This window comes from Frigoribacterium sp. CFBP 13605, assembly GCF_014839405.1.
GTDB lineage: Bacteria > Actinomycetota > Actinomycetes > Actinomycetales > Microbacteriaceae > Frigoribacterium.
Window position 1 is genome coordinate 1 of the sequence record NZ_JACYNS010000016.1, and the last position, 23,591, is coordinate 23,591.

Genomic DNA, 23,591 nt, shown 5'->3' on the forward strand with positions numbered 1-23,591 from the left:
CCGGGGCCGCCGGGGTCGACGTCCGGCCGGCCCGCACGGCCGCCGCCTGCGCGGCCGGGACGACGAGCGGCGAGACGTCCGACACGCCGAGCAGGGCCCCCACGGTCGGGAAGAGCCCGCTGTCGCGGTCGATCGCGAGGCCCGTGGCGAGGGCCGTCACGACGATCGTCGAGGCGGCGAGGACCCGCCGCCCCGCGCCTCCGCGCACCACGGCGACCACGGCCGCGCCGACCACCGCCAGCAGGGCCCCGACCCAGAGACGGTCGACCCAGGTGGGCGGGACGTCGAGGACGTCCTCGACGTCTCCGAGCCACCAGGTGAGCAGAGCGCCGAGGCCGGCCCCCAGCGCGGCGGCTGCGGCGACCCATCGCCACCAGGTGCGGGCCCCACGTGGACGGCGCACCGTCGAGACCACGAGCGCCCCGGCCACGGCGTACACGGCGGCGAGGGTGCCCGCGGACATCAGGGAGAGCCTCAGCACGAGGGCTCCGCACGGGGAGGATCGATCACGTCCGGGACGCTATCGAGGCGACTCGATGGGTGAGCCGTGAGAGGCCTGGGCGTCGGCTGACTCAGACCCAGCCGCGGCGTGCGGCCTCGACTCCGGCGTGGAACCGGTTGCTCGCGCCGAGCTCGTCGAAGAGGGCGTGCAGGCGCCGCCGGAGCGTGCGGGACGAGATGCCGAGCTGACCCGCGATCACCTCGTCGGTCGCCCCCGCCGCCACGAGGGCGAGGAGGTCGCGCTCGGCGGGGGTGGGGGGTCGCATCGCGAGTCGCGCCTCCTGGTCCCGCGACGGCACGGTGGCTCCCGACGTCGCCGCCACGGCCGTCGTCGACGACGACGCCAGTCGCGCGGCCACCGCGGCCCAGTCGACCGCGGCGCCACCGGCCCCCGGGGTGCCCGGCACGGGCAACGCGCTGCGCCACCGGGCCTCGAACAGGTCGTGGAGGGCGGCGACGAGCGGCTCGGACTCGGTCACGAGGGCCTCGGGCCGGTCGGGGTCGTGCCCGATCGAGACGAGGGCGACCCGGCGGTCGGCGACGGCGAGCTTGACCGGCAGGTCGTGCGTGATGCGGGCTTCCTCCCCGTCGGCGCCGAGGCGGTGGACGCCCTGCCAGCTGCCGTCGGCCGAGATGCTGGCGACCGTGTACACCGCCCGCCACCGCACGCCGCGCCCGAGGGCGACCCGCTGGGTGGACTCGTTCGACGCGACCACGTAGGGCGGACGGTCGAAGGCGACGAAGTCAGTGGTCGCCCGGTGCTCCAGCCTCGAGTACCAGTCCCCCACGGCCGCGTGCCCGACGACCACCCGCGTGAGTTCGTCGGCGTCGTGCGGGCGGCGGCCCTCGTCGAACAGCGCTCCCAGCTCGGGCACGGCCGCGCGCACCTCGACGAGCGCGTCGGCACGCGCGGCGACGACGGCCGGCACGGCCACGCGCGGGTCGACCGCGCCGTAGCCCTCGCCCCCCGCCGAGCGCTGGACGAGCCCGAGCGAACGGAGGCGCTCCAGGGCGGCCAGGGCCGTCGCCTCGTCGAGGTGCACGGCCCGTGCCACGGCCTGGGGCGTCGGCCCGGCCGCCGCTCCCGCGGCGTCCGCCAGCCCGGCCCCGGCGACGACGTGACGGTAGACCGCGACGGCCACGTCGTCGATCCCGAGGGCGGCGAAGGACGGAAGGGGCACGGGACGATCTTGCCCCGTCACAGCCGACTCTTGGTAGCGTCGTCCAGATGACCGGACACGGGGCGGGGCGGTGAGCCGCGAGACGATCGCGTCGCCCTCGGCGGCGAGGCTGCGCCGACCCGGTTTCTCGATCGGTCTCGCCGACCGGTTCTCGGGCAGCTGGCGCAGCGTGCTGGTCGTCTACCTCGCGTCGCGGCTGTTCTCGACGAGCGTCCTCTTCGCCGTCTACGAGGTCGCGAAACTCGCCGGTGCGACCTTCATCACCCCCGGCAGCGACCGCAGCTTCCTCGACTTCACCTCGTCGTGGGACGCCGACCGGTACCGCACCATCGCGCTGCACGGCTATCCCTCGACCCTGCCCACCGACGCGACCGGCGAGGTGCTGCCGAACGAGTGGGCGTTCCTGCCGGTCTTCCCGTACCTCTGCCACCTGCTGATGGTCGCCACGGGCATGGACTTCGTCGTCGCCGCCCCTCTGCTCGCCACCGTCTTCGGTGCGGCTGCGGCCGTCGTCCTCCACCGCCTGCTCGTGACGAAGGTCGGACGCACCGGCGCCCTCTGGGCCGTGCTGCTGTTCTGCTTCGGGCCGATGGCGTTCGTCATGTCGGTCGGCTACGCCGAGAGCCTCTTCCTGCTGCTGATGCTCGGCGGCCTGCTCGCCATGCAGCGGCGGAACTACCCGCTCGTGGCGGCGGCGGGCATCGTCGCCTCGTTCGTCCGACCCGGGGCGCTCGCCCTCGCGTTGGCGCTCGGCATCCACCTGATCGTGCGCTGGCACACCGAACGGGAGCGTCCCGGGGCCCGCACGGCCGCTGCCTCCGCCGCCTCGACCACGACCTCGTCCTCGTCCACGGCCAGGGGGCACGGCGCGGCGGGTGCCGACGCGCCGTCCGCGTCGACGCCGCGGCCCCCCGGTGACGCCGGGACGCGACGGATCGCCGGGATCGGCAGCGCGCCTCCTGCACTCGTCCTCGCCGCCCGCACGACGTTCCGTCGTGCCTGGGCCGGTCTGCGGGAGTTCGTCGTCGGCGGCCGGATGCCGCCCCGTGAACTGACGACGATCGTCGTGGCGGGGCTCGCGATGGCCGCGGCGGGACTCGCCTGGCCGGTCGTCGCGCACGTGGTTACGGGCCAGTCCGACGCCTACCTCGAGACCGAGATGGCCTGGTGGGTGGACTACGTCGGCCGCCCGGTGTTCGTGCCGTTGACCCCGTGGTTCCTCCTCGCCGGGCGGTGGCTGGGCATCGGGGGAATCGTGCTCGTGCTGGCCATCATCGCGTCGTTCACGTTCTGGGTGACCCGACGCTCGACGCTGCGGCTCGGTCACGAGGTCGTCGCGTTCACCGCGGGGTTCTTCGCCTACCTCGTCGCGGTGTTCCTGCCCCAGCAGAGCCTGTTCCGCCTGCTCATGCCCCTCAGCCCCCTGCTCGGCACGCCCGCGATCTCGTCGCGACCGTGGGTGCGGCGCTCGATGCTGCTCGGCGGGGCCGCGCTGCAGCCCGTCGCCGTCGTGTTCGTCTTCCTCTTCACCGCGCCGTAGCCGCCGCGGCCTGGCCGCCGCGGCGTCACCACCGCCGCGTCGCCACCGGCTGCCCCGACGGAGACACCGCCGAGCGGACAACACACCGTCGCACTTCTCGGTGTCTCGTCCACTCGGCGGTGTCCGGCGGGAGGGGCGCTGCGCGTCTCGCCCGGAGGCGCCGGCGGGCTACGCGGCGGCGGGGGCCAGCTGCATCGCGTCGGCGAGGAGCGCGACCGACCGGAGGCGCGCCTCCGTCGACGAGGCCGAGTGCGCGACGATCAGCTCGTCGGCCTGGGCGGTGCGGGCGAACTGCTCCATGTACTCGCGTGCGTCGCCGGGCGTGCCGACGGCGGTGTAGGTCGTCATGGTCTGGACGTGCTGCCCCACCGGGGTGCGCAGCAGGTGGTCGAGCTCGTCGTCGCCGAACTCGCGGGTGGGGTCGATCTGCCCGCTCTGGCGCAGCAGCATCATGAGGCGCTGACGCTTGACGGCGGCGAACTGCGTGTCGGCGTCGTCCGCGTCGTCGGAGACGATCGCGTTGACGGCGGCGAGCACGTACGGCTCGCTCAGCTGGGTCGACGGCTGGAACTCGCGACGGTAGGCCGAGACGGCGTCCACCAGGTCACCGGGGGCGAAGTGCGAGGCGAAGGCGTAGGGCAGACCGAGGGCAGCGGCGAGCTTGGCGCCGAACAGCGACGAACCGAGGATGTACAGCGGCACGTTCGTGCCCGCACCGGGGACGGCCTGGACGCCGGCGACGCGCGACTCCCCCGCGAGGAACGCCTGCAGTTCGACGACGTCCTGCGGGAAGCGCTCGGACGACGAGGGGTCGCGGCGCATGGCCCGGAACGTGGCCTGGTCGCTGCCGGGGGCTCGGCCGAGGCCGAGGTCGATGCGCCCCGGGTGCAGGGTCTCGAGGGTGCCGAACTGCTCGGCGATGGCGAGCGGCGAGTGGTTCGGGAGCATGACGCCGCCCGAGCCGAGGCGGATGGTCGAGGTCTGGCTCGCGATGTGGGCGATCAACACCGACGTCGCGCTCGAGGCGATGGAGGCCATGTTGTGGTGCTCGGCGTACCAGACCCGCCGGTACCCGCTCGCCTCGGCCTGCTGCGCCAGGGCCACGGAGGCCGCGAAGCTCTCGCGCACGGTCTGGCCGGGTGCGACGGGGGCGAGGTCGAGGATCGAGAGGGGAATGCTCATGCGGGGGTGAACAACGACGGGCGTCGTCGTATGCCCCGCGAGGCAAAACGAGTGGTCCCGGACCGTCGTCCGCCGTGGGGCGGAGGACGATCCGGGACCACTCGATGCGCGGGGGGCGCGAAGGGCGCTGACGGGGCGCGGAGGGCGCGAGCCGGGCGCGGCCTACAGGCCGCGGGCGAGGCGGTGGTACGCGGCGTTCCAGGCGACCTCGTGACGGAAGTCGCGGATGCGGGTGTCCTCGTCGATCACGAGCAGCTCGGTCTCGACGATGCGGGCGAGGTCCTCGAAGGCCTCGAGCCCGACCGCGGTCGACATGACCGTGTGGTGGGCGGCGCCGGCCGTCAGCCACGCCTCGGCCGACACGGCGAACGACGGACGGGGCTTCCACACCGCGCGCCCCACCGGGAGGTTCGGCAGGTCCTCGTCGGGGTCGACCACGTCGACCACGTTGACCGTCAGGCGGAAGCGGTCGCGCACGTCGCTCATCGCGACGACGACGGCCGGGCCGGGGTCGGCGGAGAAGACCAGGCGCACCGGGTCGTCCTTGCCGCCGATGCCGAGCGCGTGCACCTCGAGGGAGGCGCGCCCCGACGTCAGCGCCGGGCTGACCTCGAGCATGTGCGCCCCGAGGATCTTCTCCTCGCCGGGCACCAGGTGGTACGTGTAGTCCTCCATCAAGGAGGCGCCACCCGGCAGCCCGGCGCCCATCACGTTGGCCGCACGCACCAGCACCGAGGTCTTCCAGTCACCCTCGGCACCGAAGCCGTAGCCCTCGGCCATCAGGCGCTGGACCGCGAGGCCGGGCAGCTGCTTGAGCGCGCCCAGGTCTTCGAAGTTCGTCGTGAAGGCACTGAACCCGCCCTCTTCGAGGAACGAGCGCAGACCGATCTCGATCGCCGCACCGTCTCGGAGCGACTGGTGACGCTCGCCGCCCGCCCGCAGCGCGGGGACCACGTCGTACTCGGCCTCGTAGACCGCGACGAGCTCGTCGATCGCCGTCTCGGACGCCACGGCGACGGCCTCGGCCAGTTCGTTGACGCCCCAGGTGTTGACCTGGACGCCGAAGGCCAGCTCGGCCTCGGTCTTGTCGCCCTCGGTCACGCCGACGAAGCGCATGTTGTCGCCGAAGCGTGCCAGCTTGAGCGAGCGCATGGCCGAGGCGCCCGCGGCGGCGCGCATCCAGGTGCCGACCTGCTGCTGCACGCGCGGGTCGCTGACGTGGCCGACGACGGTCTTGCGGGGCACCCCGAGACGGGTCTGCATGTAGCCGAACTCGCGGTCGCCGTGGGCGGCCTGGTTGAGGTTCATGAAGTCGAAGTCGATGTCGGCCCAGGGCAGCGCGACGTTGGCCTGCGTGTGCAGGTGCAGCAGCGGCTTGCGAAGGGCGTCGAGGCCGCCGATCCACATCTTGGCCGGGCTGAAGGTGTGCATCCAGGCCGTGACGCCGATGACCGAGTCGTCGAGGTTCGCCTCGAGCATCGTGCGACGGATCGCGTCGGCGTCGGTCAGGACGGGCTTCCAGACGAGGCGCACGGGCACGTCGGAGGCGGCGGCGAGTTCGTCGGCGATGGCACGCGACTGGTCGGCGACCTGCTGGAGCGTCTCTTCGCCGTAGAGGCCCTGGCTGCCGGTGAGGAACCAGACCTCGCGTGAGGCGAGGAAGGCGGTGGGGTCGAGGGTGTCGTTCGTCACTTCAGTTCTCCTGCGGGTGCTTGTCCATAGACGTTCTGGTACCGGTCGAAGAGGGCGTCGATGCTCTCTGCCGGGATGGGGATGGGTTCGCCGAGCTGGCGGGTGATGTGGACGGTGCGGGCCACGTCCTCGGTCATGACGGCGGCCTTGACCGCGTCGCGGGCGTCCTTGCCGATCGTGAAGACGCCGTGGTTCTGCATCAGCACGGCCCGGCTGCGGTGCCCCTCGAGCGTCGCGACGATGCCGCGGCCGATCGAGTCGTCGCCGATGATCGCGAACGGCCCCACGGGGATCTCGCCGCCGAACTCGTCGGCCATCGCCGTGATCACGCACGGGATCGCCTCGCCGCGCGCGGCCCAGGCCGTGGCGTAGGTCGAGTGCGTGTGCACGACTCCGCCGACGTGCGGCATGGTGCGGTAGACGTAGGCGTGGGCGGCGGTGTCGCTGGACGGACTGCGGTCGCTGCCCGGCGTGCCCTCGACCACGGTGCCGTCGAGGCGGCAGAGGATCTGGTTCTCCGCCGTGAGGTCGTCGTAGAGCACCCCGCTGGGCTTGATCACGAAGAGGTCGGTGCCGGGCACGCGACCCGACACGTTGCCGCCCGTCCAGACGACGAGCCCGTAGCGCACGAGCTCGGCGTGCAGGGTGGCGACGTCTTCTCGGGTGGCGTCGATGGCCGCCTGCGTCGAGCGGTCGATCCAGCCGGTCATGCGGTCACCTGCGCCTCGCTCGTGGCGGAGGCGGTGGCGTCCTGTTCGACGGCATCCGTGCCTCCACCGCCCTCGGTCGTCGCCGAGGGAGCCGAGGAGGCGCGGGTCGCCTCGCGACGCATCGCGCGCAGGCGGTGCATCACGTCGTTGCCGCCCCGACCGAACCAGTCGTGCAGCAGGAGGTACTCGGCGTACAACGCGTCGTAGGCGTCGGCGGCGGCCTCGTCGGGGACGTAGGTCGCCCGGTCGACGCTGCCCATGGCCTCGGCCGCGGCGCGGATGTCGGCGTAGGCGCCCGCGGCGACGGCGGCGTGGATGGCCGACCCGAGGGCCGGGCCCTGCTCGCTCGTGATCGTCGAGATCGGCATGCGGAGCACATCGCTGTAGGTCTGCATCAGGTGCTTGTTCTTCAGCAGACCGCCGGCGGCGATGAACTCGGTGACCGGCACGCCCGACTCCTCGAAGGCCTGGACGATGCGGCGCGTGCCGAACGCCGTGGCCTCGAGCAAGGCCCGGTAGCCCTCTTCGGGCGTCGTGCTGAGCGTCTGGCCGACGATGACGCCGCTCAGCTCGTGGTCGACGAGCACCGAGCGGTTGCCGCTGTGCCAGTCGAGGGCCACGAGGCCGTGGGCCCCGACGGGCTGCTCGTAGGCGAGGTCGGTGAGGTGCTGGTGCACGCTCTTGCCGGCCGCCGCGGCGTCGTCGACCGACGACTGCGGCACTTGGTTCTTCACGTACCAGGCGAAGATGTCGCCGACGCCGGACTGACCGGCCTCGTAGCCGTAGAGGCCGTCGACGATGCCACCGTCGACGACGCCGCACATGCCGGGCACCTCGGCGAGCTTGTCGCCGTTCATGACGTGGCAGGTGCTCGTGCCCATGATGGCGACCATCTGGCCGGGCTGCGTGGCCTTGGCGGCCGGGGCCGTGACGTGCGCGTCGACGTTGCCGACGGCCACGGCGATGCCCTCGTGCAGTCCGGTCCAGCCGGCGGCCTCGGCCGTCAGCGTGCCCGCGACGTCGCCCAGGGCGCCGATCTCGTGCACGACCTTGGTCTCGGCGAAGTCGGCGAAGTCGGGGTTGAGGGCGGCGAGGAACTCGCGGCTGGGGTACTCGCCGTCCTGGTAGATGCCCTTGTACCCGGCGGTGCAGGCGTTGCGGACGTAGCGCCCGCTGAGCTGCCAGACGATCCAGTCGGCGGCCTCGACCCAGTGCTCGGTCGCGGCGTAGACCTCGGGGTCCTCTTCGAGCAGCTGCAGGCCCTTGGCGAACTCCCACTCGCTCGAGATGAGCCCGCCGTACCGGGGCAGCCACGACTCGCCCCGCGACGCGGCCAGTTCGTTGATGCGGTCGGCCTGGCCCTGCGCGGCGTGGTGACGCCACAGCTTGACGAACGCGTGCGGGCGGTCGGCGAAGCGGTCGAGCTCGTTGAGCGGGGTGCCGTCGGCGGTGGTCGGCACCATGGTGCAGGCCGTGAAGTCGGTGCCGATGCCGACGACCGCGGCGGGGTCGACGCCCGACGCGCGGAGGGCTTCGGGAACGGCGTTCTTCAGCACGTCGACGTAGTCGGACGGCACCTGCAGGGCCCAGTCGGCGGGCAGGCGCTCGCCCGTTCCGGGCAGCGTGCGGTCGACGACCGCGTGCGGGTACTCGAACGTGGCGCTGGCCAGTTCGGCGCCGTCACGCACGCGCACGACGACCGCGCGGCCGCTGAGCGTGCCGTAGTCGACGCCGACGACGTACGTCTCGGCCGAGGCGCCGGCGGGGTCGGGGGCCGCGGGCGACGGGTCGGAGGGGATGGCGGTCTCAGCCATGGAACGTCCTTGTCCTGATGCGAAAGTGAGCGCTCACATTCTCACATGAGCGAGTGGGACCGTGCAATCTCGCACGGGCGGGTCGGGGTCGGTCAGCGGGCCGGGGCCGCCGTCGATCGGCGGACGACGAGCTCGGGGTCGAGTGCCGCCACGGGCGCCTCGTCACCGGCGAGCACGGCCTCGACGGTCGTCATGAGTCGGCGCCCGAGTGCCTCGAAGTCCTGCCGCACGGTGGTCAGCGGCGGGACGAAGTGTTCGGCCTCGGGGATGTCGTCGAAGCCGACGATGCTCACGTCGCGCGGCACGACCCGACCGGCGTCGACGTAGGCGTGCACGACGCCGAGCGCCATCTGGTCGTTGCCGCAGAACACGGCCGTGACGTCGTCGCGCCCGGCCAGCTCTCGGCCGATGCGATGACCGGAGCCCGGGGTCCAGTCGCCGCGCAGCAGCACCGTCGAGTCGACGCCGAGCCGTTCACAGGCCTCGCGCCAGCCCCGCTCGCGGTCGCGACCGTCCATCCATCCGTCGGGCCCCGCGACGTGGGCGATGCGGCGGTGACCGAGCGAGACGAGGTGCTCGACGGCCGCCTCGGCCCCGGCGGCCTGGTCGAACGAGACCGTGTGGTGGCCGTCCTCGGCCTCGCTGTCGGCGGTGACCAGCGGCACCGACACCCCGGAACGCCGCAGCACCTCGAGGGCCTCGGCGTCGGGAGCGATGAGCACGATGGCCGCCACGTTCTGGCCCACCAAGGAGTCGAGGGCCTGCCGCATGCCCTGCCGGTCGTCGACGTCGAGGGTGGCCATCGACACCTGGTACCCGGCTCGTCGGGCGGCACCGTTGAAGCCGTGCATCGTGCTCGACGGCCCGTAGAACGGGAACCCCGTGCTGATCACGCCGAGCGACCTCGTCTTGCGGCTGGCCAGCGCCCGGGCGGTGAGGCTCGGCCGGTAGTGGAGCTCGTCGATGGCGACGTCGACCTTGGCCTTGGTGGCGGGACGGACCGTCGGGTCGCCGTTGACGACCCGCGAGACGGTCTGGTGCGAGACGCCGGCTGCGGCCGCGACGTCGAAGAGGGTTGCCACGAGGTGATCCTAGTTCGGTTCGGTTTTCGGGACGGTGGCGTCGTGTGCGGCCGGCCCGCGCCTCCTGCGGTCTGGTCGGTGCCCGCCGGGGGCGGGGAGACGAGGAGGCGCGGCTCCCGTGACCGGGAACCGCGCCTCTCGCGGATGGTGGCCGCTCGTTACTTGCCGGACGAGGCGGCGCGACGCTTGTTGAAGACGTCGAACGCGACCGCGGCGAGCAGCACGAGGCCCTTGATCAGGGACTGGTACTCGGTGCCGACGCCGAGGATCGACATGCCGTTGTTCAGGATGCCGATGATGAGACCACCGACGATGGCGCCGGTGACCGTGCCGATGCCGCCGGTGACGGCGGCGCCACCGATGAACACGGCCGCGATGGCGTCGAGCTCGAACCCGTTGCCGGCGCTGGGGCTGGCGAGGTTCAGCTGGCCGGTGAAGACGACGCCGGCCAGGGCGGCGATGACGCCCATGTTGACGAAGAGCAGGAACGTGACGCGCTTCGTCTTGACGCCGGACAGCTCGGCGGCGTGCAGGTTGCCACCGATCGCGTAGACGTGACGGCCGAACACCGAGTTCTTCATGATCATCGAGTACGCGACGACGAGCACCGCGAGCACGACCAGGACGATCGGGGTGCCCGAGTAGCTGGCGAGCAGGAACCCGACGTACATGACCAGGGCGACCGTGAAGACCATCTTGGTGATGAACCACAGGAAGGGCTCGTCCTCGAGCTGGTACTTGCGACGCGTGGCACGGCCGCGGAGGCCGGTGCCGATGAGGGCCAACGAGGCGACGGCGCCGAGGACGAGCGTCAGCGGCTCGTACCCGGTGGTGCCGAAGGCGGGCAGGAAGCCCGACCCGATGTCGCGGAACCCCTGGGGGAAGGGCGAGATCTGCTGGCTCTGGAGGGCGATCTGGGCGGCACCGCGGAACGCGAGCATGCCGGCCAGGGTGACGATGAACGCCGGGATGCCGAAGTAGGCGATCCAGAAGCCCTGCCAGGCCCCGACCAGGGCGCCGAGCACGAGGCAGAGGACGACGGCGAGCGGCCAGGGCAGGCCCCACTGGGTGATCATGACGCCGGCCATGGCGCCGGTGAAGGCGACGATGGAGCCGACCGAGAGGTCGATGTGGCCGGCGATGATGACCATCACCATGCCGATGGCCAGGATCAGGATGTAGCTGTTCTGGACCACCAGGTTCGACACGTTGATCGGTGCCAGCGTGATGCCGTTCGTGGTGACCTGGAAGAACAGCACGATGACGATCAGCGCGATGAACAGGCCGATCTGGCGCAGCTGCCCGCCGAGGTACGAGACGGCACCCGTGATCGGGTTGCCACCCGAACCGGACTGCGGCTGACGGGAGGTGGGCGACCCGCCCGTGGGCTTCGGGTCGGTGGCCTGGGTGGGGCTAGGCGCGCTCATTGACGGGGCTCTCTCGTTCGAGGGTCATGTACTTCAGGAGGAATTCGGGGGTCGCCTCGGCGATCGGCACGTCGGCCGTGATGCGCCCCTCCGAGAGGGTGTAGATGCGGTCGCAGATGCCGAGCAGTTCGGGCAGCTCGGACGAGATGACGATGACGCCCTTGCCCGCGTCGGCGAGCTGGTTGATGATCGTGTAGATCTCGTACTTCGCGCCGACGTCGATGCCACGGGTGGGCTCGTCGAGGATGAGCACGTCGGGGTCGGCGTACATCCACTTCGACAGCACGACCTTCTGCTGGTTGCCCCCCGAGAGCTTTCCCGTCACCGACGCCACGGTGGGCGCCTTGATGTTCATGCTCTTGCGGAAGCGCTCGGCGACGGTGCTCTCTTCGGACCGGTTGACGAAGCCCCAGTTGGCGAGCTTGCCGAGGGCCGAACCGGACACGTTGCGCGTGATGTCGTCGATCAGGTTGAGGCCGTACTTCTTGCGGTCCTCGGTGGCGTAGGCGAGACCCGCGGCGATGGCCTTGCTGACCGTCGACGTGTCGATCTTCTCGCCGCGCTTGTAGACGGTGCCCGAGATGCCGGTGCCGTAGCTCTTGCCGAAGACGCTCATCGCGAGTTCGGTGCGTCCGGCACCCATCAGCCCGGCGATGCCGACGATCTCGCCGGCCTTCACGGCGAGGTTGGCCTGGTGGATGATCTCGCGCGTCGAGTCGAGGGGGTGGTGGACGGTCCAGTCCTCGATGCGCAGCAGCTCGTCGCCGACCTTCGACTCGTGGGCCGGGTAGCGGCTCTCGAGGTCACGGCCGACCATGCCCTTGATGATGCGGTCCTCGGACACCTCGTCGGCGTGCATGTCGAGGGTCTCGATCGTCTTGCCGTCGCGGATGATCGTCACCTTGTCGGCGATCGCCTTGATCTCGTTGAGCTTGTGGCTGATGATGATCGACGTGATGCCCTGCCCCTGCAGGCTCTTGATCAGGTCGAGCAGGTGGGCCGAGTCGTCGTCGTTCAGGGCGGCGGTGGGCTCGTCGAGGATGAGGATCTTCACGCGCTTCGAGAGCGCCTTGGCGATCTCGACCAGCTGCTGCTTGCCGACTCCGATGTCGACCACCTTGGTGACCGGGTTGTCGCGCAGGCCGACGCGGGCCAGCAGGCCGGCGGCGTCGAGGTTGGTCTTGTTCCAGTCGATGAAGCCGTTCTTGGACTGCTCGTTGCCGAGGAAGATGTTCTCGGCGATCGAGAGGAACGGGCTGAGCGCCAGCTCTTGGTGGATGATGACGACGCCCGCGGCCTCGGAGTCGTTGATGTTCTTGAAGTCGACGGGCTGGCCGTCGAGCAGGATCTGACCGTCGAACGAGCCGCTCGGGTAGACGCCCGAGAGCACCTTCATGAGCGTCGACTTGCCGGCGCCGTTCTCGCCGCAGATCGCGTGGACCTGGCCGCGCTCGACCTCGAGCGTGACGTCCTGCAGGGCCTTGACGCCGGGGAACGTCTTGGTGATCTCCCGCATCTCGAGGATCGTGTTCGCCACGTGTTCCTTCTTCCGTGTGTCGGGTGGGTGCCGCTGGGGAGCAGAGAAGCGAGGAGGCGCTGGTCGGCGACCGGCGCCTCCTCGGTTCTCGCAGGGGAGGGACCTACTTGAGGTCGGCCTCGGTGTAGTAGCCGCTGTCGATCAGGACCTCTTTGTAGTTGTCCTTCGTGACGATGGTCGGCTGGAAGAGGTACGTCGGGACGACCTTCACGCCGTTGTCGTACGTCTTGTCGTCGTTCGTCTCGGGCGTCTTGCCGGTGAGCAGGTCGTCGGCCATCACCACGGACTGGTCGGCGAGCTGACGCGTGTCCTTGTAGATGGTCGAGTACTGCTGACCCTCGATGATCGACTTGACCGAGGCGGCCTCGGCGTCCTGGCCGGTGATGACCGGGAGGGCGTCGCTGGTGTAGCCGGCACCCTCGAGCGCCGAGATGATGCCGATCGAGATGCCGTCGTAGGGCGAGAGCACGCCGTCGAGCTTGGTGCCGCCCGAGTAGGTCGAGGCGATCAGGTTCTGCATGCGGGCCTTGGCGGTGGCCGGGTCCCATGCCGCGGTGGCGGCCTGCGTGAACTGGTCCTGACCGGAGCCGATCGTCAGCGAACCGTCTTCGATGTAGGGCTTGAGGGTGTCCATCGCGCCGTTGAAGAAGAAGGTGGCGTTGTTGTCGTCCGAGCTGCCGGCGAAGACCTCGATGGTCTTGGGCGAGGCGCCGTCGACCTTCTTGCCGTCGGCGTCGGCGAGGCCGAGACCGGTCAGGAGGCTGGTGCCCTGGTCGACGCCGACCTTGTAGTTGTCGAACGAGACGTAGTAGTCGACGTTCTCGTTGCCCGTCAGCAGGCGGTCGTACGAGATGACCTTGATGCCGGCCTTGGCGGCCGAGTCGAGCTGGTCGCTGAGCGAGCCACCGTCGATCGAGGCGACGATGAGGACCTTCGCGCCCTTGGTGATCATGTTGCTGATCTGCTGGACCTGCTGGGGGATCTTGTTGTCGGCGTACTCGAGGTCGACCTTGTAGCCCTTGTCCTCGAGGGCGCTCTTGACGGCGTCGCCGTCCTTGATCCAGCGCTCGGACACCTTGGTGGGCATCGCGACGCCGACCAGCGCACCGGCGTTGTCGCCGCTGCTGCTGCCGCCGGCGTCACCGCCGCGTCCGCCGCCGCCGCCGGAGCAGGCGGCCAGGGAGAATGCCATGCCGACGGCGACGATGCCGACGAGGAGCTTTTTCTTCACGGTTGTTCCATTCGTGTCAGGTGTCATCTCGACGGCGTCGTCGATGACGGGTGATGGTGCTGTGAGGGGATCTCTGTGGTGCGGGCGCTCGACGGCTCGGGTGGCCGGGGACGCGCCGGGCCGACGGGTGCGCGAGGCCTGCCCGTCGGGGCTGAGGGGACGTCAGGCCGGGGCGACCGCGAGGAGGCGCGGGGCGGGCGACGTGCGGACGGCCCGGTGGGCGGCCGGGCGGCGGAGGGAGGAGCTGTTCACGGTTGACCTCTTCGTCAGGAAACGTGTGGCTGGGGTGTCGCGGAGTGGAGCGGGATGGCCCGTCGCGGGGACGGTCGAGCGCTGACCTGAGAATGTGAGCGCTCACATCGGTGGTGCTGGGCAATACTGAACGAGGTCCAGGTGCTTGTCAAGTCGGTCGGCGCCCGGCGTGTCGCGACAGGATTTACACGTTCGCCACACGCCGTTCACGCGCGTGAGCGGTCGTCACGTCACAGTGTGCCCATGATCACCGCGACCGCGACCGTCCACACGGCGCACGACGCCGCCGGCCTGTTCTGGTTGTCGCGCCGCCTGCTCGCCGAGCACCGGGCCGCGAAGGTCGAGGTGGGCCAGTACCTCGTGCAGCTCGCCGACGCCGGGACCGTGCTGCTCACCGAGCTGCCCGAGGCCCTGCGGTTCGACGTCGTCGTCCGGGACGAGCTGACGGCACGCCGCACGCGCCGGGCGCTCGAGGCTGCCCTCGAACGCTGCCTGCCCGGCACGGTGTCGGCCATGACCTGGCAGACCGAACCCGTCGCCGTCTGAGGGCGGCCCGGCGCGACACCCCCGAACCAGCGCGACGCCCCGGGTTCGCGGGGTGTCGTGCTGGTTCGGGGGTGTCGGGCCGCGCTAGAACGCGGTGATGGTCCAGCTCGCCGTGTGGGCCTCGCCCGGGGCGAGCAGCACGAGGTCGTCACCCGAGTTGAAGGCGTCCGGCGGGCAGGTCATGGGCTCGACGGCCAACCCGACGCGGTCGTTCTCGGGCTCGGGGCGGTCGGCGGTGTGCACCTGCACCCAGGGCAGCTCGGTCCCCCACGACATGGTGACGCCGTGGCCGTCGCGCGCGGTCACCGTGGCGGTGACCCGCGCCTCCTGAGCGGGGCCCCCACCGGCGTCGCCGTCAGGGGTGCCGAACGCGAGGTCGGTGAAGGCGTGGTCGACGAACAGGTCGCCGACCGGGTGCCCGTCGCGGAAGTCGAAGCCGTCACGGTCATCGACGGGCCGCGTGCCGACGGGGACCAGGCGGTCGTCGGTCACCTCGAGGTAGCTCGCGGCGGGCAGCGTGAACGACCAGTCGTCGACGCGACCCTCGCCGGCGACGAGGTAGGGGTGCGGCGCGGTGCCGTAGGGGGCGACGCCCGTGCCCGCGTTGCGGGCCGTGACCGTCGTGGTGAGCCCGTCGTCGGTCAGCTCGTAGACGACCGACAGCGCCAGCCGCCACGGGTAGCCGTCGTTCGGCACGAGCACGAACGAGGCCGAGGCCCGCGCGGCCTGGGCCTGGTCGATGGTCCAGTCGGCCCAGTGGGCCAGGCCGTGCAGGGCGTGCCCGCGCTCGACCTCGTTCAGCGGCAGCTGGTGTTCGACCCCGTCGCGCTCGTAGCGTCCGTCGGTCACGCGGTTGGGCCACGGGGCGAGCAGGGCCCCGCGGAAGCCCGGCCGCACCTCGTCGGCGGCGAACGGCACGACCAGGTCGCGGCCATCGAACGTGAGCGTGCGCAGCGTGGCCCCGACCCCGGCGATCTCGGCCCGGTAGCCGTCCCGCTCGAGCACGACCTGCGCGCCCGAGACCGGCACCGGCGACGTGACGAGGCGAGCGGTCGGCGGCGCCCCCGGTGCGGGCTCGACGACGGGGGGCACGGTGCCGTGCGGCGGCACGGGGGCGACGGGGGTGGGCTCAGACATGCGCGGGCTCTCCGAGGACGGACGCGGACAGGAACGGGTTGCGGAAGCGGCCCTCGGGGTCGACCGACGCGACGTGGGCGGCGAAGTCGCCGAGACGCGGGAACACCCGGCGCAGCTCGGCGTGGGTGGCGGTCGAGACCTTGCCCCAGTGCGGGCGGGCGTCGAAGGCGCCGAGCACCCGTTCGATCTCGGGCAGCACGGCGAGCACCTCGTCCGGGCGGCGGTGCCAGGTGAAGTGGAAGGCCACGCTCTGACGTCCGCCACTCGGGCTGATCCAGGCATCGTCCGGGGCGATCGTGCGGATCTCGCTGACCATGAGCACGTCGGCGAAGGTGTGCGCGATGCCACGGAGCCCCTCGATCGCGGCCGCGGCGTGCTCGGCGGGGATCAGGAACTCGCTCTGGATCTCTTCGCCGGCGCTCGGCGTGAAGTCGAAGCGGAAGTGCGGCAGGCGTTCGAGCCACGGGCCGGCCACGCCGCCCTGCTGCGTGACGGCCGCGGTCTCGGCTCCGGGGATCATGTGCGTGGTCGCGTCGGCCCGCAGGGCGCCGAGGTCGCGGAGGTCGAGACCGACCGCGTCGCCGACCCGGTGCTTCGACCAGACCTGGTCGACCCCCGCGCCGTCGTACCGCGTGAAGAAGCTCAGGCTGTACGCACCGGCGAGCACGGCGTCGAGGTGCTCGAGGGCGGCCGCCCACGGGAGGTCCTCGTGGATGGTCTGCTCGACGTCGAAGGTCGGCACGGTGTCGAGTTCGAGGCTCGTGACGACGCCGACGGCGCCCAGCGAGACGACGGAGGCGCCGAACGCGTCGTCACCGCGGCGGACGGTCTCGAGGCTGCCGTCCGCGCGGACGAGCTCGACGGCGCGGACGCCGGCCGAGAGGGCGGGATTGCGCACGCCGGAACCGTGCGTGCCGGTCTGGACCGCTCCGGCGACCGAGATGTGGGGCAGCGAGGCGAGGTTGTGCAGGGCGAGGCCGCGACGCTGCAGCTCGCCCGCGAGGGCGGCGTGCGTCGTGCCCGCACCGACGCGGACCGTGCCGGCGGCCGAGTCGATCTCGACCGGGGTGTCGAGCGCGTCGAGCGAGACGAGGACGCCGTCGGTGTCGGCGACCCGGTTGAACGAGTGGCGCGAGCCCAGGGCCTTGACCCGACGGCTGCCGGTGACGACGTCACGCAGCTCGTCGATGCTCGTGGGGCGACGCAGGTCGGTCGTCGAGTACTCGACGTTGGCGGCCCAGTTCTGCATGGAGACTCCTTCGGCTCGGGGTGCTGCGTCGAGTCTAGGCGAGCCCCACCGCCGGGAGTGAGCGCTCACTCGCCTCGGGCGGCGGCCTGCCAGCCGAGCAGCGGGCCGAGGCGCTCGGCGGCGTCGGTCAGCACCTGCGTGTACTCGGCGAGTCCGAAGTCGAACGGCAGCTCGACGATCAGGTCGTCGACCTCGCGCATCGCGGCGTTCTCGTGCAGCTGCTCGGCGATCCACTCGGACGGGCCGACGAGGTCGCGGTCGAACATCATGCCGCGGGGTCCGTGGGCCACGGTGGTGCGGTCGCGACGGGAGGACGCGTAGGCCTCGTACGCCGCACGCTGCTCGGCGGTGGCCGTGTCGGTGGGCAGGACGACCGCGCCCTTGGCGACCCGCGCCTCCTGACCCGAGGGGTGGACCGCGCGGAACGCGCGGATCTGCTCGAGTTGCGACGCCGCGAAGCGGGTCGGCTCGATCGGCCCGGGCGCGCCCGCGAAGCTGACGTTGCTGATCAACATGCCGAGGCCCTGGCGACCCGCCCACTCGGCCGACCGGGGGCTGCCCGCGCCGTACCAGACACGGTCGGCGAGGCCGGGGCTCTGCGGCTGCACCCGCCCGGTGAAGACCTCGATGCCCTCGGTGCCCTCGAACGCGCTGACCTGCTCGCCCCGGACGAGCGAGAGGAACTTCTCGACCCGGCCGTACGAGAAGTCCTGGTGGTCGGCGGCGTCCCCGTAGAGGTGCGGCCCGACCTCGTCGTAGGCGCGGGGCTCGCCGACGCTGACGCCGAGCTGCAGCCGGCCGCGCGAGAGCACGTCGACCGTGCCCCAGTCCTCGGCGAGACGGAACGGGTTCTCCCAGCCGAGCGGCATCACGGCCGTGCCGAGGGTCAGGCGCGAGGTGCGCTGCGCCGCGGCCGAGAGGAACGCGACGGGCGACGAGATGCCGAACTGCAGGTGCCGCGTGCGGGTCCAGCCGCCGTCGAGCCCCAGCGCCTCGGCCCGCTCGAACAACTCGAGCCCCTGCTCGAGTCCGACGGTCGGGTCGTCGCCCTCGAAGGCGCCGATGGTGAGGAAGCCGAGACGACGCAACGGCCTCGCGGCGGCGGACGGAGCGGGCGACGAGGAGGCGGTGGTCACCCGTCGAGCCTAGCCAGACGACCCGGGGTCGCCGGGCCGGGCCCCCGGCCCTCGTCCCCCCGTGCGACATCCCCGGACGGCGTCCCCCGGGGTGCGTCCCCCGCATTGGGGACCGGCCCACCCCCGTACTGGGTGCCTGTGCCCCGTTGTCCCCCACCCCGGAGTGCGGTTCGCTGGACGGAGCCGTTCGAGGGTCACGTCGACGACGACACGACCACGCACGCCACCACGACTCCAGGGGAACAGAACACGATGGACACCGCAGAGCCCGACACCGGACGCCCGGGCACGAACGACCCCTCGGACGCGGCGCTCGTCCTCGACCCCACCGCGACCGTGGGCACCGTCCGGACCACGCCGGCGCGCCCGGCCCGCATCCGCCGCGAACGCGCCACCCGTCTGCGTCGCCCCGCCACCTTCGTGCTGTCCTGGCTCGACCTGCCCAACGACGGCAGCGACCCCACCCTGCCCCTCGGCACGTGCCTCGTGCTGCGCACGGTCGGCCGGCCGGCGCGGGACGTGCTCGTCGACCTGCCCGGCGGCCCCGTCCGGGGTCGCGACAAGCTGCGCCCCGGGGCCCCCCTCGGCATCGCCACCCCCGTCGAGCTCGACGCTCTGGTCGCCCTCGGCACCGTCTTCGTCGAGTGGTCGGACGCTCACGGTGTCAGCCGGACCACGTGGCTCCGCGTCCCACCGGTCCCGGCTCGGTACCGCAGCCCCGCCGCCCACTGACCACGTCGACGCGTCCGCCCCGGACCGGGACGTCCCCGGGAGGGACGTGAGCGACGCGCCGACGCGCGCCGCCCCTCCCGGGCTCAGCGCCGGTAGGCCGCCGCCGGGTGCGTCGCGGGGAGCCGGGGTCCGCCGCCGGTCAACCGCTCGCGCAGCGTCTCGCCGGGCACGTACGCCTCGCGCAGTCGACCACGACGACGCAGCTCGGGCACGACCAGCTCGACGAAGTCGGTCAGCGTGTCGAACGAGTGGTACTGGCGCAGGTTGATGCCGTCGATGCCCTCGTCGTCGAGCCAGCGCTCGACGGCGTCCGCGACGACGGTCGGGGTGCCGGCGACGAAGAACGTGCCGCCCCAGGCCTCGTCGACCGAGTCGATCAGCTGCCCCACCGTGATGTCGAGCGGCAGCGCGGCGGCTCCCGGGTGGTCGAGCCGACCCTCGGCCTCGAGCGCCTCGCGCACGGTCCGGTCGCGGGGGTGCGCCGGGGCGTCGAAGGGGATGCTGCGGTGGATCAGCTTGCCCTGCTCGCTGGCGAACGAGCGGTAGAGCGCCAGCTTCTCGGCGACGACCTCGTCGGTCTCGCCCGTGATGACGCCGGCCTGCACGATGAACGACACGTCGTCGGCGGAACGTCCGGCCGCGACCGCCGCCTCGCGCGCGGCCGCACCGACCGCCCGGACGGCGGGGCCGCCGGTGAAGACGACCTCGGCGTTGCGGGCCGCCTGCTCGACGCCCTTCGGCGACGCCGTCGCGAGGAAGAGCACGGGCGTGCGCTGCGGCGACGGCTCGCTGAGGTGCGGGCCGGCGACGCGGAAGTGCTCGCCGACGTGGTCGATCGCGTGCACCTTGGCGGGGTCGGTGTAGACGCCGGAGCCGGGCTCGAGCCCGTCGGCGGTGGGGTCGGCGACGACGGCGTCGTCCTCCCACGAGCCCTCCCACAGCTTGTAGAGCACGTCGAGGTACTCGGCGGCGCGGGCGTAGCGCTCGGCCTTGGGGATCTCGGCGTCGAGGCCGAAGTTGCGGGCGGCGTTCGGCAGGTACGACGTCACGACGTTCCAGCCGACGCGCCCCTTCGTGAGGTGGTCGAGGGTCGACATCCGCCGCGCGAACGCGAAGGGCGGCTCGTAGCTCGTCGAGAAGGTGATGCCGAAGCCGAGGTGCTCGGTCACCGCGGCCATGGCCGGCACGACCATCATCGGGTCGTTGTTGGGCGCCTGGATGCCCTCGAGCAGGGCCGGTGCCGGGCTGTCACCGAACACGTCGTAGGCACCGAGCACGTCGGCGATGAAGATCGCGTCGAAGCCGCCACGCTCGGCCAGGCGGGCCAGCTCGAGCCAGTACGCCAGGTCTTTGTACTCGCTGCGGTGGTTGTGCGGCAGTCGCCAGAGACCGTGCGTGATGTGCCCGACGCAGTTCATCTCGAAGAGGTTGAGGATCAGCTTCTTCTTCGGGGCGGGGTTCCCGGCGTCGGCGGCGGCGGGGACGGTGGCGGACGGCTCGGGCGCGGGGGTGTCTGCGGTGCTCACGCGTCCTACTGTGCCGCACCGCGCCTCCTCGTCCACCGGGCGGTGACGCCGTGTCGCCCGCGGGGAGAGCCGGGCGGCACCACACCGCACCGCGTCCCGTGCACGACACCGCGACGAGACGAGGTGTGGTGCACGGAACGCGGTGCGGTGCGGCGCGGCGGGTCAGCGCTCGCGGATCGTGGTGGTCACGTCGACGAGGCTGGGATCGGCGGGCGCCGAGCCGAAGCCGAACCGCACGGGCGGGTCGAGCGGGGCCAGCGGCCCGAGGGCGCGACCGTCGAGACGGGCGTCGACCGCCACGATGCGCCGGGCCAGCGTCACGCCGTAGTACTCGCGACGACCTCCACCGGCCGTGCCCGCCGTGCGGGCACCCCGGACGATCAATCGGGCCACCGGGTCGATCAGCGTGAGCCAGCCGGGGCGGGTCGCGAACGCCCGGGGCACGAGCCGCAGCAGCCAGCCGAGCGCGGACACGGGCCCGATCTCGAGCGACAGGTCGAGGACGTCGCCGCCCGCGTCGTCGGGGCCGGCCGAGACCCGCAGCGTCCGGTCGACGCCGCGCCACGACACGGGCTGCACGCGCACCTCGTCGAACGTGTAGGTCGACGAGACGTAGTCGGCCACGGCCTGCGACGGCGCCAGCAGCGTGCGGTGGCCGTCCGCACCCTCGACCATCACGTCGACGAAGCGGCCGAGCGGCGAACGGTCCCACAACCCGACGACGACGCGCGTGCCGGACTCCGTGCCGAAGCCGGCGATGCGTCCGTGGAACCGCTGGTCGGGGGTCGCTCTGCTCATCGCTCGACCGTACGCCGACGGTGCTGCACGCACCGCGCCTCCGGGTCCGTCGCTCCCCCGCTCGTCGCGGGCCGAGGCGGACCCGGAGGCGCGGGTCGTCGGTTCGGGAGGCGCTACTCGGCCACGCGGGCCGAGACGGTCTCGAGGGCGGCGAGCTCGTCGGCGCTGAGGGCCACGCTCGCGCTGGCCAGCAACGCGGGCAGCTGCTCGAGGGTGCGGGCGCTGGCGATCGGGGCGACGACGCGGGGCTGCGCCTGCAGCCAGGCGAGGGCGATCGTGGCGATCTCGACATGGTGGGCGCTCGCGATGTCGCGCAGGGCGGCCACGACGTCGAGCCCCTCGTCGCTGAAGTAGCCCTCGACGTTGCCGCTGCGGGCCCCGGCGATGTCGTCACGGCTCTGGTACTTGCCGGTGAGGAAGCCCGCGGCGAGCGAGAAGTAGGGCGTCACGCCGAGCTGGTTCAGGGCGGCGAGCGGAGCCAGGTCGCGCTCGTAGGACTTGCGGGTCACGAGGTTGTAGTGCGGCTGCAGGGCGACCGGGGCCGCGAATCCCTCGCGGCGCGCGATCTCGACCCACTCGGTGATGCGCTCGGGCGAGAAGTTCGAGATGCCGACGTGCCGCACCTTGCCGGCCTTCTGCAGCGCGTCGAAGGCGCCGAGGGTCTCGGCGAGGTCGTCGCCGGTGTCGAAGTGCGCCCAGTACAGGTCGATGTGGTCGGTCTGCAGGCGGGTCAACGAGGCGTCGGCCGCGGCGGCGACGTTGGCGGCGCCGAGCCCGGGGAACTCGGGGTGCTGGCTGACCTTGGTGCCGAGCACGATCTGGTCGCGACGCGAGGCGCCACCCTGGGCGAGCCAGGTGCCGATGACCGTCTCGGACTCACCGCCCGAGTTGCCGTCGGCCCAGGCCGAGTAGACGTCGGCCGTGTCGACGAAGTTGCCGCCGCCGGCGACGAAGGCGTCGAGCACCGAGTGCGACTCGGCCTCGTCGCTGGTCCAGCCGAAGGTGTTGCCGCCGAGGGCGAGGGGGAAGACGTCGAGGTCGGATGTTCCGATGAGGGGCATGCGGGGGTTCCTTTCGCGAACGTCGCGTCGGGTCGGCGCGGCGACTACCCAGGTCTAACGCGTGCGGCGCGGGTTCGTTCCCAGGTCCGCGGCGTTCCCGGGTGCGCGGTCAGTACCCCTGCTCGACGTCGACGACGCCCTCGGGGTCGCCGCCCTCGGCGAGCGCACGGATGTTCGCCTCGACCCGGGCCTGGAACAGCGGCTCGGTCATGTCGTTCGTGTTCGCCTGGTGCGGGGTGACGAGCGCACGGGGTTCGGCCCACAGGGGGTGACCGTCGGGCAGCGGCTCGGGGTCGACCACGTCGAGGCCCGCGGCCCCGATCCGCCCTTCGGCGAGTGCCGTCACGAGCGCGTCCGTGTCGACGAGCGGGCCGCGGGCGATGTTGACCAGCACGGCCGTGTCCTTCATGGCGGCGAACTCGGCGGCACCGAGCAGGCTGCGGGTGCCGCCGGTGAGGGCGGCCGCGACCACGACGACGTCGCTCGTCGGCAGCACCTCCGCCAGGCGGTCGACCGTGATCGTCCGGGCAGCGCCCGGCACGGCCTCGTCGGTGCGGCGCACCATCGTCACCTCGACGTCGAACGGCTGCAGCAGCCGCAGCAGCTCGGTGCCGATGCCGCCGGCCCCGACGATGGTGACGGACGCGCCGTTCAGCGAGATGCCGCGCTGCTCGCGCTCCCACGAGGAGGCGCGGGCCCTGATCTGGAGGGAGCGCAGCGTCGCCAGCGTCAGCGCCAGGGCGTGCTCGGCCACTGGTGCGCTGTACGCGCCCTTGGCACTGGTGAAGACGAGGCCGTCGCGGGCGGTGGCCTGCATGGTCTCGACGTAGGCGTCGACCCCGGCGCTCGGCAGCTGGACGACGCGGACGCGGGGGTGCTCCTCGATCGCCGCGCGCAGGGCGTCCTGGTCGACGCGGCCACCGAGGACGATCATGTCGGTCTCGTCGCCGAGCTCGACCAGGCGGGCGTCGGTCGCGTCCACCGCCCTCGTCGCGGGGGCGACGCCCCAGGCGTCACCGGACGACGCCTCGGAGTCGGCGGAGGCGGAGGGCAGGACGGTGACGGCGACGGTGCTCATCGCTCCACCGTATCGATCCGGTCACGAAAGCGACTCAGGCTCGTGTCCGCGTCGAGCCGGTGGCAGAGTGACGCCGTCTGCAGGTCGCGAAACCCGATCGTGGACGCGGGAGGCACGGGTCAACGGCGACACGCGCCTCCTTCCCCTCACCCCACCCCGTCGCTCCCGTCGCACGACGG

At 72.1% G+C, this 23,591-nt stretch carries 19 protein-coding genes and 1 pseudogene; 3 read left to right on the plus strand and 17 right to left on the minus strand.

All coding sequences use genetic code 11. The annotated features are described in order from the left end of the window. Both IFT36_RS05895 and IFT36_RS16880 read right to left on the minus strand, forming a co-directional pair. A pseudogene (locus IFT36_RS05895) lies at window positions 1-463 on the minus strand (hypothetical protein); the annotation flags it as partial. A 109-nt stretch (window positions 464-572) separates the two neighbouring features. Then, on the minus strand, window positions 573-1,682 hold the full coding sequence (locus tag IFT36_RS16880; RefSeq protein WP_200412645.1) for a helix-turn-helix transcriptional regulator: 1,110 nt from the start codon (window positions 1,680-1,682) through the stop codon (window positions 573-575). 70 nt (window positions 1,683-1,752) lie between these two features. On the opposite strand from IFT36_RS16880, the gene IFT36_RS05905 reads away from it, so the two are divergent. Further along, window positions 1,753-3,222, plus strand: a complete 1,470-nt coding sequence (locus IFT36_RS05905) for a mannosyltransferase family protein (RefSeq protein WP_200412646.1) — start codon at window positions 1,753-1,755, stop codon at window positions 3,220-3,222. A gap of 168 nt (window positions 3,223-3,390) precedes the next feature. On the opposite strand, the gene IFT36_RS05910 is transcribed toward IFT36_RS05905, so the two are convergent. From IFT36_RS05910 to chvE, 8 genes are all read right to left on the minus strand, one after another. Next, on the minus strand, window positions 3,391-4,404 hold the full coding sequence (locus IFT36_RS05910) for an LLM class flavin-dependent oxidoreductase (RefSeq protein WP_056047824.1): 1,014 nt from the start codon (window positions 4,402-4,404) through the stop codon (window positions 3,391-3,393). A 162-nt stretch (window positions 4,405-4,566) separates the two neighbouring features. Then, window positions 4,567-6,096, minus strand: a complete 1,530-nt coding sequence (gene araA, locus IFT36_RS05915; protein WP_200412647.1) for an L-arabinose isomerase — start codon at window positions 6,094-6,096, stop codon at window positions 4,567-4,569. Beyond that, a complete protein-coding gene (locus tag IFT36_RS05920) occupies window positions 6,093-6,806 on the minus strand; it encodes an L-ribulose-5-phosphate 4-epimerase (RefSeq protein WP_043595113.1) in 714 nt (237 codons plus the stop codon). Before IFT36_RS05920 ends, araA begins: the two co-directional genes overlap by 4 nt. Further along, window positions 6,803-8,620, minus strand: coding sequence for a ribulokinase (gene araB, locus IFT36_RS05925; protein ID WP_200412648.1), 1,818 nt, complete (start codon window positions 8,618-8,620; stop codon window positions 6,803-6,805). The genes IFT36_RS05920 and araB overlap by 4 nt, the downstream gene beginning before the upstream one ends. A 92-nt stretch (window positions 8,621-8,712) precedes the next feature. Continuing rightward, window positions 8,713-9,702 carry a LacI family DNA-binding transcriptional regulator gene (locus tag IFT36_RS05930; protein WP_056046729.1) on the minus strand — a complete coding sequence of 330 codons (990 nt, stop codon included), beginning with the start codon at window positions 9,700-9,702 and terminating at the stop codon, window positions 8,713-8,715. 158 nt (window positions 9,703-9,860) lie between these two features. Next, the gene (mmsB, locus tag IFT36_RS05935) at window positions 9,861-11,129 is read right to left on the minus strand and encodes a multiple monosaccharide ABC transporter permease (RefSeq protein ID WP_082460334.1); all 1,269 of its coding nucleotides are present in this window, start codon (window positions 11,127-11,129) and stop codon (window positions 9,861-9,863) included. Continuing rightward, complete coding sequence (gene mmsA, locus IFT36_RS05940) at window positions 11,116-12,666, minus strand: multiple monosaccharide ABC transporter ATP-binding protein (RefSeq protein WP_056046732.1); 1,551 nt, start codon at window positions 12,664-12,666, stop codon at window positions 11,116-11,118. The genes mmsB and mmsA overlap by 14 nt, the downstream gene beginning before the upstream one ends. A gap of 103 nt (window positions 12,667-12,769) precedes the next feature. Continuing rightward, complete coding sequence (chvE, locus tag IFT36_RS05945; RefSeq protein WP_056046734.1) at window positions 12,770-13,924, minus strand: multiple monosaccharide ABC transporter substrate-binding protein; 1,155 nt, start codon at window positions 13,922-13,924, stop codon at window positions 12,770-12,772. Window positions 13,925-14,392: 468 nt separating this feature from the next. Here chvE and IFT36_RS05950 point away from each other — a divergent pair, with 468 nt between their 5' ends. Beyond that, the gene (locus IFT36_RS05950; RefSeq protein ID WP_056046737.1) at window positions 14,393-14,695 is read left to right on the plus strand and encodes a hypothetical protein; all 303 of its coding nucleotides are present in this window, start codon (window positions 14,393-14,395) and stop codon (window positions 14,693-14,695) included. 84 nt (window positions 14,696-14,779) lie between these two features. Here the strand turns inward: IFT36_RS05950 and IFT36_RS05955 are convergent, their stop codons facing one another. The 3 genes from IFT36_RS05955 to IFT36_RS05965 form a co-directional block, all read right to left on the minus strand. Beyond that, entirely contained in the window at window positions 14,780-15,832 is a 1,053-nt protein-coding gene (locus tag IFT36_RS05955) for an aldose 1-epimerase family protein (RefSeq protein ID WP_200412649.1), read from the minus strand. Further along, window positions 15,825-17,081 (minus strand): FAD-binding protein, encoded by a 1,257-nt coding sequence (locus tag IFT36_RS05960; protein WP_200412650.1) that lies wholly within the window; start codon window positions 17,079-17,081, stop codon window positions 15,825-15,827. The genes IFT36_RS05955 and IFT36_RS05960 overlap by 8 nt, the downstream gene beginning before the upstream one ends. Window positions 17,082-17,146: 65 nt before the next feature. Next, window positions 17,147-18,217, minus strand: coding sequence for an LLM class flavin-dependent oxidoreductase (locus tag IFT36_RS05965; RefSeq protein WP_200412651.1), 1,071 nt, complete (start codon window positions 18,215-18,217; stop codon window positions 17,147-17,149). Between the two features lie 252 nt (window positions 18,218-18,469). Between IFT36_RS05965 and IFT36_RS05970 the strand changes: the two genes are divergently transcribed. Beyond that, window positions 18,470-18,949 (plus strand): hypothetical protein, encoded by a 480-nt coding sequence (locus IFT36_RS05970; protein WP_123570596.1) that lies wholly within the window; start codon window positions 18,470-18,472, stop codon window positions 18,947-18,949. Window positions 18,950-19,032: 83 nt separating this feature from the next. Here the strand turns inward: IFT36_RS05970 and IFT36_RS05975 are convergent, their stop codons facing one another. From IFT36_RS05975 to IFT36_RS05990, 4 genes are all read right to left on the minus strand, one after another. After that, window positions 19,033-20,475 (minus strand): NtaA/DmoA family FMN-dependent monooxygenase, encoded by a 1,443-nt coding sequence (locus IFT36_RS05975; protein WP_307785040.1) that lies wholly within the window; start codon window positions 20,473-20,475, stop codon window positions 19,033-19,035. Window positions 20,476-20,637: 162 nt separating this feature from the next. Further along, window positions 20,638-21,273, minus strand: coding sequence for a hypothetical protein (locus tag IFT36_RS05980; protein ID WP_123570597.1), 636 nt, complete (start codon window positions 21,271-21,273; stop codon window positions 20,638-20,640). Window positions 21,274-21,386: 113 nt separating this feature from the next. After that, window positions 21,387-22,334, minus strand: coding sequence for an aldo/keto reductase (locus IFT36_RS05985; RefSeq protein ID WP_200412652.1), 948 nt, complete (start codon window positions 22,332-22,334; stop codon window positions 21,387-21,389). Between the two features lie 109 nt (window positions 22,335-22,443). Next, window positions 22,444-23,412, minus strand: coding sequence for a D-isomer specific 2-hydroxyacid dehydrogenase family protein (locus tag IFT36_RS05990; RefSeq protein WP_200412653.1), 969 nt, complete (start codon window positions 23,410-23,412; stop codon window positions 22,444-22,446). Between the last annotated feature and the right edge of the window lie 179 nt (window positions 23,413-23,591).

Bases quoted from the DNA above. Each gene is read 5' to 3' on its own strand.
- mmsB (WP_082460334.1), bottom strand. From the start codon at position 11,129: ATGAGCGCGCCTAGCCCCACCCAGGCCACCGACCCGAAGCCCACGGGC.
- IFT36_RS05950 (WP_056046737.1), top strand. From the start codon at position 14,393: ATGATCACCGCGACCGCGACCGTCCACACGGCGCACGACGCCGCCGGC.
- IFT36_RS05990 (WP_200412653.1), bottom strand. From the start codon at position 23,412: ATGAGCACCGTCGCCGTCACCGTCCTGCCCTCCGCCTCCGCCGACTCC.
- chvE (WP_056046734.1), bottom strand. From the start codon at position 13,924: ATGACACCTGACACGAATGGAACAACCGTGAAGAAAAAGCTCCTCGTC.
- IFT36_RS05955 (WP_200412649.1), bottom strand. From the start codon at position 15,832: ATGTCTGAGCCCACCCCCGTCGCCCCCGTGCCGCCGCACGGCACCGTG.
- IFT36_RS05910 (WP_056047824.1), bottom strand. From the start codon at position 4,404: ATGAGCATTCCCCTCTCGATCCTCGACCTCGCCCCCGTCGCACCCGGC.
- IFT36_RS05980 (WP_123570597.1), bottom strand. From the start codon at position 21,273: ATGAGCAGAGCGACCCCCGACCAGCGGTTCCACGGACGCATCGCCGGC.
- IFT36_RS05920 (WP_043595113.1), bottom strand. From the start codon at position 6,806: ATGACCGGCTGGATCGACCGCTCGACGCAGGCGGCCATCGACGCCACC.
- IFT36_RS05985 (WP_200412652.1), bottom strand. From the start codon at position 22,334: ATGCCCCTCATCGGAACATCCGACCTCGACGTCTTCCCCCTCGCCCTC.
- araB (WP_200412648.1), bottom strand. From the start codon at position 8,620: ATGGCTGAGACCGCCATCCCCTCCGACCCGTCGCCCGCGGCCCCCGAC.
- IFT36_RS05960 (WP_200412650.1), bottom strand. From the start codon at position 17,081: ATGCAGAACTGGGCCGCCAACGTCGAGTACTCGACGACCGACCTGCGT.
- IFT36_RS05970 (WP_123570596.1), top strand. From the start codon at position 18,470: ATGGACACCGCAGAGCCCGACACCGGACGCCCGGGCACGAACGACCCC.